Annotated in this window: 14 protein-coding genes and 3 pseudogenes; 5 read left to right on the top strand and 12 right to left on the bottom strand. The window is 61.1% G+C overall.

Annotated features, from left to right (window positions below; all coding sequences use genetic code 11):
* From H926_RS0102860 to H926_RS0102830, 7 genes and pseudogenes are all read right to left on the bottom strand, one after another.
* Nucleotides 1-194: pseudogene (locus tag H926_RS0102860) on the bottom strand (hypothetical protein); the annotation flags it as partial.
* On the bottom strand, nucleotides 191-1081 hold the full coding sequence (locus tag H926_RS0102855) for a DsbC family protein (protein WP_237740965.1): 891 nt from the start codon (nucleotides 1079-1081) through the stop codon (nucleotides 191-193). The pseudogene H926_RS0102860 and the gene H926_RS0102855, both read right to left, overlap by 4 nt.
* 10 nt (nucleotides 1082-1091) lie before the next feature.
* Nucleotides 1092-2471, bottom strand: coding sequence for a TraB/VirB10 family protein (locus H926_RS0102850; RefSeq protein ID WP_022674960.1), 1380 nt, complete (start codon nucleotides 2469-2471; stop codon nucleotides 1092-1094).
* Complete coding sequence (locus H926_RS0102845) at nucleotides 2471-3265, bottom strand: type-F conjugative transfer system secretin TraK (RefSeq protein WP_022674959.1); 795 nt, start codon at nucleotides 3263-3265, stop codon at nucleotides 2471-2473. The genes H926_RS0102850 and H926_RS0102845 overlap by 1 nt, the downstream gene beginning before the upstream one ends.
* On the bottom strand, nucleotides 3265-3870 hold the full coding sequence (locus H926_RS0102840) for a type IV conjugative transfer system protein TraE (protein ID WP_022674958.1): 606 nt from the start codon (nucleotides 3868-3870) through the stop codon (nucleotides 3265-3267). The genes H926_RS0102845 and H926_RS0102840 overlap by 1 nt, the downstream gene beginning before the upstream one ends.
* 1 nt (nucleotide 3871) lies before the next feature.
* The gene (gene traL / locus H926_RS0102835; RefSeq protein ID WP_022674957.1) at nucleotides 3872-4156 is read right to left on the bottom strand and encodes a type IV conjugative transfer system protein TraL; all 285 of its coding nucleotides are present in this window, start codon (nucleotides 4154-4156) and stop codon (nucleotides 3872-3874) included.
* A gap of 61 nt (nucleotides 4157-4217) precedes the next feature.
* On the bottom strand, nucleotides 4218-4532 hold the full coding sequence (locus H926_RS0102830; protein ID WP_022674956.1) for a hypothetical protein: 315 nt from the start codon (nucleotides 4530-4532) through the stop codon (nucleotides 4218-4220).
* 337 nt (nucleotides 4533-4869) lie between these two features.
* Between H926_RS0102830 and H926_RS0102825 the strand changes: the two genes are divergently transcribed.
* The 3 genes from H926_RS0102825 to H926_RS0102815 all read left to right on the top strand — a co-directional run bounded on the left by H926_RS0102825 (nucleotide 4870) and on the right by H926_RS0102815 (nucleotide 6123).
* Nucleotides 4870-5229 (top strand): hypothetical protein, encoded by a 360-nt coding sequence (locus H926_RS0102825; RefSeq protein ID WP_022674955.1) that lies wholly within the window; start codon nucleotides 4870-4872, stop codon nucleotides 5227-5229.
* Between the two features lie 104 nt (nucleotides 5230-5333).
* Nucleotides 5334-5840 carry a hypothetical protein gene (locus H926_RS0102820; protein ID WP_237740964.1) on the top strand — a complete coding sequence of 169 codons (507 nt, stop codon included), beginning with the start codon at nucleotides 5334-5336 and terminating at the stop codon, nucleotides 5838-5840.
* A gap of 7 nt (nucleotides 5841-5847) precedes the next feature.
* Nucleotides 5848-6123: a hypothetical protein gene (locus tag H926_RS0102815; RefSeq protein ID WP_022674953.1), complete on the top strand. Its 276-nt coding sequence runs from the start codon at nucleotides 5848-5850 to the stop codon at nucleotides 6121-6123.
* Here H926_RS0102815 and H926_RS0102810 read toward each other — a convergent pair.
* On the bottom strand, nucleotides 6090-6887 hold the full coding sequence (locus tag H926_RS0102810; RefSeq protein WP_148291612.1) for a lytic transglycosylase domain-containing protein: 798 nt from the start codon (nucleotides 6885-6887) through the stop codon (nucleotides 6090-6092). The genes H926_RS0102815 and H926_RS0102810 overlap by 34 nt on opposite strands.
* Before the next feature lie 849 nt (nucleotides 6888-7736).
* Here H926_RS0102810 and H926_RS25320 point away from each other — a divergent pair.
* A complete protein-coding gene (locus H926_RS25320) occupies nucleotides 7737-8417 on the top strand; it encodes a TetR/AcrR family transcriptional regulator (protein WP_022674951.1) in 681 nt (226 codons plus the stop codon).
* Between the two features lie 115 nt (nucleotides 8418-8532).
* On the opposite strand, the pseudogene H926_RS34445 reads toward H926_RS25320, so the two are convergent.
* A pseudogene (locus H926_RS34445) lies at nucleotides 8533-8863 on the bottom strand (transposase); the annotation flags it as partial.
* A gap of 156 nt (nucleotides 8864-9019) precedes the next feature.
* Nucleotides 9020-9910 (bottom strand): annotated as a pseudogene (locus H926_RS0102800) (IS3 family transposase); the annotation flags it as partial.
* Between the two features lie 64 nt (nucleotides 9911-9974).
* On the opposite strand from H926_RS0102800, the gene H926_RS25315 reads away from it, so the two are divergent.
* Nucleotides 9975-10154 carry a hypothetical protein gene (locus H926_RS25315; RefSeq protein ID WP_022674949.1) on the top strand — a complete coding sequence of 60 codons (180 nt, stop codon included), beginning with the start codon at nucleotides 9975-9977 and terminating at the stop codon, nucleotides 10152-10154.
* 211 nt (nucleotides 10155-10365) lie between these two features.
* Here H926_RS25315 and H926_RS25310 read toward each other — a convergent pair whose 3' ends face one another.
* Complete coding sequence (locus tag H926_RS25310; protein ID WP_022674948.1) at nucleotides 10366-10647, bottom strand: transposase; 282 nt, start codon at nucleotides 10645-10647, stop codon at nucleotides 10366-10368.
* A gap of 348 nt (nucleotides 10648-10995) precedes the next feature.
* Nucleotides 10996-11187, bottom strand: a 192-nt coding sequence (locus H926_RS0102785) for a Tn3 family transposase (protein WP_028657488.1), incomplete at its 5' end; no start/stop codon positions are given.

The raw sequence follows: 11187 nt of genomic DNA, 5'->3' as shown, positions 1-11187 counted from the left end.
CGGCGTAGGCGCTCGAGATCCCGTGCGGCGAGCAGCCGGCCCTCGGCATTGTCGAAGCTCGCGGCGACCTCGTGCCACAGTGCAATCGCCTCGGCCCGGTCGATCGCGACCGGCGGCAGCGAGACCTGCCCGCGCGACTTGCGCGCTACGGCGCGGTGGAGGCTGGCCAGCTGCTTCGGGTCAAGCGCGGTCACGAGCGGGCGCCCTTGAGCCACTGCTCGAGCACCTCGCGCGGGCGGAAGCCTTCGATCACCGCCCCATCCGAGCGCACGATGACCGGCGTGCCGGCAAGCCCCTGCTCGCGGGCGAAGCGTTCGTTGGCATCGAGCGGCGATGTGTCGCAGGTGCGCGTGTCGGTAATCGGGGCGCCGGCATAGGCGGCTTTCACCGCCTTGCGGCGATCACGCGCGCAGAACACCTGGTTTGCCAGGTCGCGGCTGCCGAGCGCCGAGATCGGCCGCTCGATCACCCGCACGTTCATGGTTTCGAGAACGCCCGAGAGCGCCCGGCAATAGCCGCAGCGAAAGTCGCTGAAGACGGTGACGGTCGGGCCCGAGCTTGCTCCCCAGACAATGCCGCCCGCCTCGGGCAGTGCGGCGAGCGACATCATCCGGGGGGCACCGCTCGCCGCTGGCGCATTCACGCCCCGACGCGGGGTCTCGACTTCCTGGGCTTCCTGCCTGCTGCCGGCGGCCCCGCCAACCAGCAGGTCGGGGTTGACCTCGAGCAGGCGCACCGCGGTCAGGTCCTGGCGGGTCTGCATGTCGTAGACGCGGCCGATCAGGAGATAGCGCGCGGTCCGGTCGACGTAGAACAGCTGCGATCCGGCCGTGACCTCGCAGACTCCATCGACGAGCTGGCAATTGACCCGGCTCACCTGCGTGCGCGGCAGGCGCTCCTTGAGCGCCGCGGTCACCGCAAGATCGGTCTCCGACGGCACATTGGGCGCATTGGCATTGGCGTTCGCCCAGACCAGCGATCCGCCGCTGCCGAGCGCAATCGCCGCGAGCGGCATCGCCAGTTTGCGAAGGGCGCTGGGCCCCCAATTCAATGATTTCAAGCTCAGTGACTTCAGCTTCATGGCACCCTCCTCATCCGTTGATGAACACGCCCTCGAGGAACACGATTTCGACATCGATCCCGGTCGGCATCTCGATCACGGGCTGGTACTGTTCGGCCCGTTCGATCAGGTATTTGGACACAGTGTCGGCCGAGGTCGCGACGCCCTCGCCGAGCCCGCCCTGGAGAATCTCCCCGGCGCCCAGCTTCTGGCGCTGCCCGTTCACATTGACGTTGGTGCCCTGAAGGATCGAATTGGTGTTGGCCGAGAAACCGCGGCCGAACCCACCGGCGAGCCCAGCAAGAAAGGCTTGGCCGATGAGCGAGCCTTCGCGGCTCACCACGCGCCCCCGCACCCCGGTCTTGCCGCCGAAGGCGATGAAGCCCTTGACGTCCGAGACCGCGTAGCGGCCGTTTGGCTGCGGGCAGGTCATCCGCTGCAGCTTGACGTAGACTTTTTCCGAAGAGAGGTCGCCGCGCGCCGCGCCGTTGACCAGGCATCCGGCGATATTGGTGGTGAGCAGGCGGCCATTGTCGTAGACCGAGCGCGCCGGGCCGGTGATGCGCAGGACCACGGGAAGCGGATCGGTCTGGCTCTGCACGCCCGCCGCCGCATCGACCCCGACGATGACCTTGGCGACCGCGATCGAGTTCGGCGGCAGGTAATTGGCGCTGTCGGTGAAGACCGTGTTGCCCTTGGGTACCGGGCTGCCGGTCCCGCTCGCACCTTCGCCAAACGATACGAGACTGACCTCGCTGCCCCGGCCGCTCGGCAGGCCCGCCGCGGCGGCTGCAGCTTGCCCGGCCGGGGTCGCCTGCGCGCTCTGGTAGCTCGGCGGGCTGGTGCGTCCGTACATGGCATTGGGCCCGATCGGCGTCGCGCCCGGACCGACAAGGGGCTGGCCGATGACCGGCGACTGCCGCGCCGCCGCGAGCGCCGCTTTGAGCTGCTCGTTCTCGTTCTGGTAGGCGGAAAGCACCCGCTCGGTGTCCGGCGAGACTCCCGCAGCTTGTGCCTGGCTTTGGGCCATTTGCGCTTCGAGTTGGTCGGCGCGCTGCGCTCGGGCGGCAAGCGCGCGCATATTGTTGTCCATCGCCATCATCTGGGCCTCGGACTGGGCGCGCCACTCCTTCTCGGCCATGTTCTTGTTGACCATCTCGTCGACCGAAACCTCGCCGACTTCCTTTTTGACCTGTGCGTCGCTGCTCTTGGCGCCCCCCGAAAAGATGTAGGTCGAGCCGATCAGCAGCGCGGCTAGACCGCCTGCCCCCAGAAGCAGCATCTGCTTCTTCTTGACCGCCTCGTTGGCGACAATCGCATCGCCGAGCGGCGAAGCATCGCTGCCTTCAGTGTCGCCGGCGGGTCCGTCGAGCGCCTTGGGCCCTTTGCGGAAGGGGTTCTTCCAATCCATCAGCGGCCTCCGTTAGACTGGATGAAGTAGACGGCGGCGGCCTGCCCTGGCGCGAGCTCGCTGACCGGGGTCATGAAGGCGACCGCACCCTTGGCGGCGAGCATGTTTTCGTCGAGGGCCAGCGCCTCGCGGCCGGTGTTGCGGACGCGCAGGACCAGCCCCTTTAGGTCGGCGCCGCGGTATTCACCGACCTGCTGCACCTCGAGCTTGCCCACTGTGACCGGCTCGAGCACGTCCTGGCGCACCTCGAAGCCCTCGATGGTCTCGCTGCGGTACATTGCCTGCGCGAGACGCACCGCGCTGTCCTCGGGCGAGCTTCGCACTTCCCAGTCGCGTGCCGCTTCGGCCTTGATCGCGGTATTGGTGACGAAGACCTGCTCGGCGTCGTTCCCACGCACCTGGCAGACGAACTTGTAGACGTAGCCCTTCCGGGTGGTGCCGAAGAACGAGAGGTTGCTCCTCGCAAAGCCGTCGGGGACAGAAAGGTAGATGTCGCCGCGCACCGGCTCGTTGACGATTCTAAAGTCTTCGGCCGGGTTGCCTGTGCTGATCTTGGAGACCGAGGCGAACTGGTCGCCGACAAGGCTGATGCGGGTGAGGTCCTTGGCCGAGGCGATGCAGGCGACCGTGCCGTTGTCGGCGGCAGGGATGCTCTGATCGGCCACGGCGGGAGCAGCGAGGCATAATGTGCCAAGGCAGATGAGCGCCGCGCCGACCGGCCTTCCGGTGATTGCGTAGGGCCTGCCGGCAAGCACTGCGCCAACGCCGATCGCGCCCCATCCAAGCTGGGCCATCACCCCTCTCCCCCATCGCTTTTGTTGCTGGTCTTGCCGGCGTCAGTACCGGCGCCGTCTTTGGTGACGCGGCCGAACCCGGCGAGCTTGAGGCTGACGCCCGAGTAGCTCCACACGAAGCGGAAGGTCCGCGCCTCGGCGGTTACTTCCTTCGAGCCGACGACGGTGTGGAGCACGCCATTGACCTCACTGGTCAGGGCATCGGGATCGACGCTCAGTTGCTCGATGGTAAAATACTGTGAGACGCTCGAGCCGTTCTGCTCGTTGAACACCTTCATGAGCTCGGCCCTCATCCGGCCGTGGGTCCTGGGATCGGTGATCGAGAGTATCGAATCCATCCAGTATTGCAGGTTCGACGGCGAGCGGTTGAGCGTGAGGAGCGCGGCATCGCGCGTCACCAGCTCGAGATAGTCCTTGTCGACGTGGCTGGAGGATAGCGTCAGCGGCTTAGCCAGCACCGGCTGCAACACGACCTCGTGGTCGCGGTGCGCTGCGGTTAGGGTCAGCAGAACGCTGAGGCCGAACAGACCTGTCGCGGTGATCGCCAGGAGGTTGCGCTGCTTCAGGAGCCGCTGCGCCTGGCCGTGGGAAATCGAGAGGTCCATGTCAGCCCGCCATCAGTCGAAGATGGGAGGGCGGCGTCGCCTTGAGGCCCATGAAGGCACCGGGCAGGTACCAGTAGGCCGAATGAATGATCCACGAGACGGCACGTCCCGCCTTCAACTTGCGCAATCCCCACCAGGCCAGCACGCTTGCTGAAATCCCAATCAGAATATGTTGAGACAGGATCCCCCACGCGAACGGAATGATCATCGCAAGGAACTCATCGAGCGTCCAAAAGCCGATGAGTTCCGGATCATCGAGATGCGCGGGAACCGTATAGCGATTCATGAGACGACACCGCCCTCCAGTTGGTCCGGCCGAATGAGGCCGGAAGGGGGACCGCTAGGGGTCAGATCGTTGCGGTGACCGCGGCGGTGACGATCGGAACGCCGGTCCCGGCGCCGACCCCGACGCCTACCGGGATCGCCACCTGGCCGAGGCTGAAGCGGCCCGAGGCGAGGCCGACAATGCCGCCCGCGAGGCTCAGCACGGTGATGATCTTGCCTCCCGAACCTTCAAGGAAGCCGGTGAAGCTGTTGAGTGCCGTGTTGAAGGTGGCGTCGGCCCCGGCCATCGCGACCTCGCTGCCGAAGAGGGCTGCGACAGCGACGACCGCTGCGCCCTGGAGCAGGGTTTTCCCCTTCCCTTGTGTGATGCGTTTCATCTCTCGTCCTTTTTTCCAAAAGCCGCGTCATTCACGGCCTTCAGAATGAACAGAGGTGCGCTCATCCGAGCAATTAGCAGGTCGTTGAAGTGTCCTCGCGAATCGGAAGATTTCCTGAAACAGCAATCTGCGGAGGGGTTTGTTTCCCTGTTGGGGAAACGGAATTCCCTTTGCGGGAACTGCTTTTCCCCCTGCGGGAATTGCTTTTGCCCAAAAGGGAATTTGGTTTCCCTCTGTAAGAAACGAGCGCTGCGACTCGCTCCGTAATCGCCGGATTCGCAAAATTTACGATTCCGGACCATTATGCGGGGCAAGACATGTCCTGGATGATCCACCTATGGCCGCAGGCAACCGCAATGTCCGAATCCACCTGAGCCAGCAGTGCTTCGACCTGCTGGCCGATGCGATGTGCGCCTATTCCAAGCGGACCGGGCGCTTCCAGACCATGCGAATGACGGTGCAAAGGGCCTGCGAACGCCTTAAATCCCACGGGATTTCTAACGACGAGTTCGACCTGTTCCTGAGCGAATTCGCGATCAATGGCGACATCGCAGTGTGGCTTGAGGTCACGCCGAAGTGGTCGGCCGACTACGATGCACTGCGCGACAAGGTAAAGAAGATCAGCGAGAAAAAGGGCATTGATAAGATCCTGGTCCCGCTCGCGGTTTACCTCGCCGAGCGCCACAATCTCATTTAGGTAGAGCTCCGGAGCGGTATTACGCGCTTCTTAAGACTCTTGACAGGTTATGCCATCCCATAGACGTGTTGCCTTGGGAGGGATTGGAAATGCCTCACAGGAACTTGACGCCTGAGACGGTCTTCAAACCGCGCACTGATCCCGAGACGGAACCGGTCTTACTCTTTGCCAATCCGAACCCGGGACCTGGGGAACAGGACCAATACAAGCAGTTGATCAACGCCGAGCTCGCACGGCAGGGTATTCCGCCCGCGCATCTCGCAGACCGGATGGGGATGTCCCGGCCTAGGCTGCACAAGATCCTCAAACAGACCAATCCGCTTCCGGAAGGGCTGCGCGACCGGATTTTCAACGAACTCGGGATGGATCACGTGCGCGCCAAGATCAGCGTGGCTCTGCTCCGTGATCCGGATGCCTACGCCAATCAGGCGGTATTCCTCGCAACAGAGAGCCTCAAGAGCTTCTATCTCGAAGTCATGACCTGTCGGCGCGGCTCGATCGAGGTCGACCTGCGGCCAGCGATCATTCACGAGGCCGCGCGTCGGGCTTATGATCTGCTGCTCTCGCACCAGGAGCGGGTCATGCAGAACCACCAGACGCTCCAAGCCTGAGCGCGCAATGGCGCCCGAGACCATTCTGGCTTGGCAGAAGCTCTACGGCGCTGTCGCGGTGCTCGCCGCGGTCTGCTCGGCCTGCGCTGCGCTCAAGACCTGCTATGACATTCGAACGGGCGTGCTCAGGCCGCCGCAGAAGTCTGCAGTGGGGTGGATCCTTTGGCTGCCGCGCGTGTGGCTGCACTTCCAACTTGCGTACTTCCTCGGATTTCCGAGCATTCTGGCGATCGCGGTGCTCTATGCACGCTATATCGGGTTTGCAGCGTTCATACCTTCATAGACCGATAGATCGACCTCCCGATAGCCTGACGCTTTTATCGCTAGATCGGCGGCGCTGGCTCTGGCTGTGGTACCCGAGTCAATGGGCGCTTCGGTGGCAAGCCTCGCCCAGTTCGTAGTGATCGTGCGCACGTAAGTCATGGTTTCCGGAATGGCCGGGATATAGCCTGCGTTGAGTGACTTGCGCTCAGGTCCGGCATTGTAGGCGGCCAAAGCCAAGTCGATGCGCCCAAATCGGTTTGCCTGATCGCGGAGATAGCGCGCGCCGGCGCGAATATTCGCAATTGGGTCCCACGGAAAAGCGAGCCCTAAGGAGCGGGCGGTACCAGGCATAATTTGCATCATACCCATTGCCCCCGCAGGACTTATTGCTCTGGAGTTATATCCAGATTCCTGCGCGATGACGGCGTCCAGCAAGCGGGCCGGGAGGCCGAATTCGCACGCGATTCTGACAACGATCGGCAAGTAGACTGCACGGCGACGCTCAGTCTCTGCAGACAGCCAATACGTTGGGGCATAGCGATAATCTTCGCAGTCATTTCGCATTGTTGAATCATGTGGCATCAATAGATACCCATGCTCCGCAGACAACTTAGAGGCGTTCTGCATGCGCTGCAGGATATCCTGCGCGACAATAAGACCTTCACCCTCGTTGATCTCACTGGCGGCCCCGGAAAAACGCAACAACTCAGCTTGTCTAGCCGAAATCTTTGAAGTCCAAAGGCATAGGCCAATGGCAGAAATGACCATAATAGATGTTCGCATCGCACGTCCTCTTTGACGTGCTGCCGGTGTGAACTGCGCTGGGCAATGGCACCAGAAGATGCTGGAGCTGTCAATCGGCAGATCATTTGATCAAACCCGCTTGAGGAGAAGCGCGATGACTTGCCCCACGCCGATGCACATCGTCGCAAGCGCGTAACGGGGTTTCCGTACCGGATTCGCCAAATGTAGCAGGGACCGTCACAAAGTTGTGAGTACCTGCGGTTTTGCCAGATTAGTTCCACACTTAACCAGCAAGATAGCTCGTAGCATTGTGATGGACGCACGACTTTGCACTGGAGCAACCGGCCATCCATGCAATGGTCTAGGCGGTACAGTCCGCTTTGGCCGGGCTTCGTGAGGAGCGCTGCGACACAAGAGGTCCAGCCTTTGCCGGTCTGATTGCCATCTGCAGCACAAGGATTACCGCCGTCGGCTGGTCTTCACTCTCTTCGGCAGAATACCAGTACGAATGCCGCGGCTGCTCAATCGATCGTCGGGATCGCGAGTTGATCAGCTCTCGGATGTCGGAAAGCGCGACTGCAAAGGTCTGCGCGCGTTGCTTGCTCGGCCTGGTGCAGGGATGAGCTATCGTTACGCCGCGCGCTATCTTGCAGGACTCTTCCCGTTGACAGGCTATGCCCATCCGGAAAGAATTCGCCGCACGACGATCGCAACCAGGGTCATTCCCCGAAAGACGCCCGGTGTGGGCAAATACCGGTTTGGGAGGGTTGTGTAGTTTGCGAACGTGTCGGCCGGGGGTTCCCCTTGCCACACTTTTGGCTAAGGATCGCCGTCAACGCTGGTAGGCCGCGCTGTCCGCTGCCGCTCAGCAGTTTTGGAAGGGAGCAGATGGAGGCCAAGAGTTCGCGCAAACGGGGGATGCAGGCACGTGGTGTCGCACGGCGACAGCTGCTGGTCGACAGCGCTTGGCAAATTTTGCTCGAGAACGATATCGATCAGATCAGCCTCGCCGACATCGCGCAGCACACCGGAATTCCGAAGAGTTCTGCATATCACCTCTTCCCTGATGTCAGCGCGCTTTATTCTGAAGTCGCGCGGCAAATGGCGGAGCTTTTGCAATCCTTTGTTTGCAAACCCATAGACACCCAAGAGAATTGGGAAGATATATTCACAACCTTTATGAGCAGAGGAGCATCTCTGCTTCAAAAGGACAGCGCCATGTGCAGGCTGCTGCTTGGCCCAAAGACACCGATGGAGATCAGGCGCGGCGAGCGGCAAAATGACCGCGAACTCGCCCACAACCTCATCGAAATGATTGGCGAACAATTTAATTTACCCGAGATCCCGAATCGGCCGCATGTGTTTTTCCATGCTATCGAGATATTCGACTTGTTTCTCAGTCTTTCAGTCTTAGAACATGGGCGGGTCGTTGACGACGCAATCGAAGAGGCGAAACGCGCCGCAGTCGCCTATCTCAAGCTTTACATACCCTCGATCTTGCCACCTCTTACTCGTGATGAGTCACCACCTTTGGCGACCATCCTGCGCATCGCCAGCAAGGAAGAGTAGCGCGATTCTTAGTGTTCGGAAGGCCGAGGCCGTCATTCCCAGTGAAATCGCTCAATCGCACTGCGTTTCGAAATTCTCTCTCTTGAATTGGCGGCAACGCTTACTTGGCACCGCGACGGCGGAACAGCTGTTCGATTGCCTTCGTTCTGGCCAAGCGCTCGCGGAAGATCGACACCGTCGTCACGTCCTGAATAGCACCAACAAGCCCGAACCCAAGGAAGCGCTGGAAACGGCACCCGATTCTTGACCTGGAACTCGCATCTTTCGTGCTGCAGTGAGTAGAGCGCCAGCAGCACCACGATATTGAACATAAACGCCGGATCGAAGGGCGGTCGCCCGCCCTTGCCACGAGCACCCCGCCGGAGCACCACAACCAGCGGTCCGTGGTAAACCTAAAAGTCCACCACCGCAGCCAAGCGCTCAAGCAGGTCTCCCGCCGCGCACAGCGACTCGCACTGGTCAGTAAGATCGAAGAAACCTCTGTCCCGCCATCACCTCCGTCGCCGTCGCGATCAGCCAGGGAATATCGCGGTCGCGTCAGACGCGATGGGTCTTCGGAGCGTCCTGGACTTGTAACGGTTTTGCGCCGTTCACCTATCTCATTATGCCACCTTGGCCTCGAACGCGAGCGGGCTGATGCCGCCCAGATATGAATGGCGCCGACGGGTATTGTAGAACCCGTTGATGTACTGGAAGATGGCAGCCTCTGCCTGGCGGCGTGTTGGCAAGGTCTGCCGCCAGATCAGTTCGGCTTGCGGTGATTTGAAGAATGTTTCGACGGAGGCATTATCGTAACAATGGCCCTTGCCACTCAACGATGGACGCAGGCCATGGGCCTGCAGCTTCTTCTGATAGTCATGGGAGCAATAATGGCTGCCGCGATCCGAATGGAAAAGGCAGCCCTCTGGTGGCTGGCGCAGGCGCACCGCCATATCGAGTGCCCGGATCGCCAGATCCTTCTTCATCCTGTCGCTAACGGCACAACCCACGACACGGCGGCTATGCAGATCCAGGATGACAGCCAGGTAGAGCCAGCCTTCTGACGTCCAGACATACGTGATGTCGCCGGCCCACTTCTGGTTGGGCGCAGCTGCAACAAAATTGCCGTCCAGCCAGTTCGCCGCGACGCCCAGGCGGTGGTTGCTGTCGATGGTTACCTTGTGTCTGCGGGTGCGAACCGGCTTGATCCCGTTGAGGCGCATCAGTCGACCGACACGGCGCTCACCAACATCGAGGCCTGCCTCTTTGAGCTCCATCGTCATGCGAGGGCGACCATAGCTGCCAAGGCTCAGGCTGTACTGTTCCTGGATTTGGGCCAGTACCTTCATGTCTGTGCGCTTGCGCTGGCAGATTGGTCGTGACCGCCACGAACGATAACCACGAGGGCTGATCTGCGTCACCCGGCAGATCGCCTCGATCGGCCAGACATGACGCCAGCTCTCCACGAGCGCGAACCTCACGACCGCTGGCTCGCGAAGAACTGCGTGGCCTTTTATGGAATGACCCGCCCCTTATGCGTCGGCGCTATGATGGTGTCGGAAACTGAGGAGAGGACCGATGACGACGACACCTATCGCCGTGCTCGGGATCGATCTTGGCAAGAATAGTTGCAGCGTGGCGGGCATGGATGCGACCGGTGCCGTGGTGGTGGCGCTGGCGGCGAAGATTGCGCGCATTGCGTGGGCGGTGTTGCGACACGAAGAAGACTTCGATTGGCCCGAACCCGTGGCTGCCTGATCGTCTGAAATAGCAAGCGACGCGAACGCCGCACGCTCACGATGTCTGCGAGGGGTGAAACGAAGATGGCATAACAGGTCATACCGGCAGCCTGGAAACCTGGTCCTAAATGTGGTGCTCGGCACCGGAGCTTTTATGAGGACCAGACTGCGCGGATATCCATCTTGGCCAGGGCTACAGTCTTGAGACCGGATACGTTGATGCAGGCCCATTATGCCATCTCGAATTTACGTCTTGTCGACGGGGCGGGCCATACGTTTAGGATATGCCTCTCCTCCTTGAGCACGCGGTTCTCAAAGCGAAGGCGTTCGTTCTCGCGAGCCAGATCTGCCTGCGGCGCTGAAATCAGGTCCGTCGGTCGATATTGTGCAATCCACTTGCCAAGCGCCGACTTCCCTATCCCCAAATCCGATGCGACCCGTTCACGCGGCAGACCGCTAGTCAGCGTAATCCGCTCCGCCTCCTGCTTGAACTCTTCTGAATGCTTGATCATCTCGTTGGTCTCCTGTTGCGAGCCTAAAACGCTCAGGTGACCGGCGCAAAACCGTTACAAGTCCATCCAGCTGAGTAATTTTTTGCGCTGTCCACGTGCTGCAGGCCTCGCCGAGTTTCGCGCTGAGCGAGCTTAGATGCACGACCAGGCAGGAGACGATGAACCGACCATATTTGGATTTATGGCTGGCATTATCCCGCCGCCCCGCATGACTTCTTGGCCGGCTGCGGGATGATAAGTTGATCGCCTCGTGCCAAAGCATATAGCGTATTTGGATTGAGCACCGATGAAGGGGTGACTACACGAAAGTGACGTATCTGCACGGAAAGGGCGAACGGATAGCGAACGTCACGCGGCAAGTAGGGAGTTGACGGCGCGCAGCGGTCGCAAGGCGTCCGGATCGGGTTGATCTTCAACATTCCAGCTATAGTCACCGGTCAGCGAGATATGCTCCCAGCCCAATGGCGCGATGTGGCGTGCGATTTCGTCGGCTGTGCCGATGTCCGCCAGCGCCATTTCGAGATAGCGAGTGTTCCACAA

It is taken from the genome of Novosphingobium sp. B-7 (assembly GCF_000410615.1).
GTDB lineage: Bacteria > Pseudomonadota > Alphaproteobacteria > Sphingomonadales > Sphingomonadaceae > Novosphingobium > Novosphingobium capsulatum.
Note: the sequence above shows the minus strand (reverse complement) of the source record. Positions and strands in the feature narration are given on the sequence as shown.

Excerpts from the sequence above, each read along its gene's own strand:
- H926_RS0102830 (WP_022674956.1), bottom strand. The coding sequence starts at position 4,532 with ATGAAACGCATCACACAAGGGAAGGGGAAAACCCTGCTCCAGGGCGCA.
- H926_RS0102810 (WP_148291612.1), bottom strand. The coding sequence starts at position 6,887 with ATGCGAACATCTATTATGGTCATTTCTGCCATTGGCCTATGCCTTTGG.
- H926_RS0102840 (WP_022674958.1), bottom strand. The coding sequence starts at position 3,870 with ATGGACCTCTCGATTTCCCACGGCCAGGCGCAGCGGCTCCTGAAGCAG.
- H926_RS0102825 (WP_022674955.1), top strand. The coding sequence starts at position 4,870 with ATGGCCGCAGGCAACCGCAATGTCCGAATCCACCTGAGCCAGCAGTGC.
- H926_RS0102815 (WP_022674953.1), top strand. The coding sequence starts at position 5,848 with ATGGCGCCCGAGACCATTCTGGCTTGGCAGAAGCTCTACGGCGCTGTC.
- H926_RS0102845 (WP_022674959.1), bottom strand. The coding sequence starts at position 3,265 with ATGGCCCAGCTTGGATGGGGCGCGATCGGCGTTGGCGCAGTGCTTGCC.
- H926_RS25320 (WP_022674951.1), top strand. The coding sequence starts at position 7,737 with ATGGAGGCCAAGAGTTCGCGCAAACGGGGGATGCAGGCACGTGGTGTC.
- H926_RS0102850 (WP_022674960.1), bottom strand. The coding sequence starts at position 2,471 with ATGGATTGGAAGAACCCCTTCCGCAAAGGGCCCAAGGCGCTCGACGGA.
- H926_RS25315 (WP_022674949.1), top strand. The coding sequence starts at position 9,975 with ATGACGACGACACCTATCGCCGTGCTCGGGATCGATCTTGGCAAGAAT.
- H926_RS0102855 (WP_237740965.1), bottom strand. The coding sequence starts at position 1,081 with ATGAAGCTGAAGTCACTGAGCTTGAAATCATTGAATTGGGGGCCCAGC.
- traL (WP_022674957.1), bottom strand. The coding sequence starts at position 4,156 with ATGAATCGCTATACGGTTCCCGCGCATCTCGATGATCCGGAACTCATC.
- H926_RS25310 (WP_022674948.1), bottom strand. The coding sequence starts at position 10,647 with ATGATCAAGCATTCAGAAGAGTTCAAGCAGGAGGCGGAGCGGATTACG.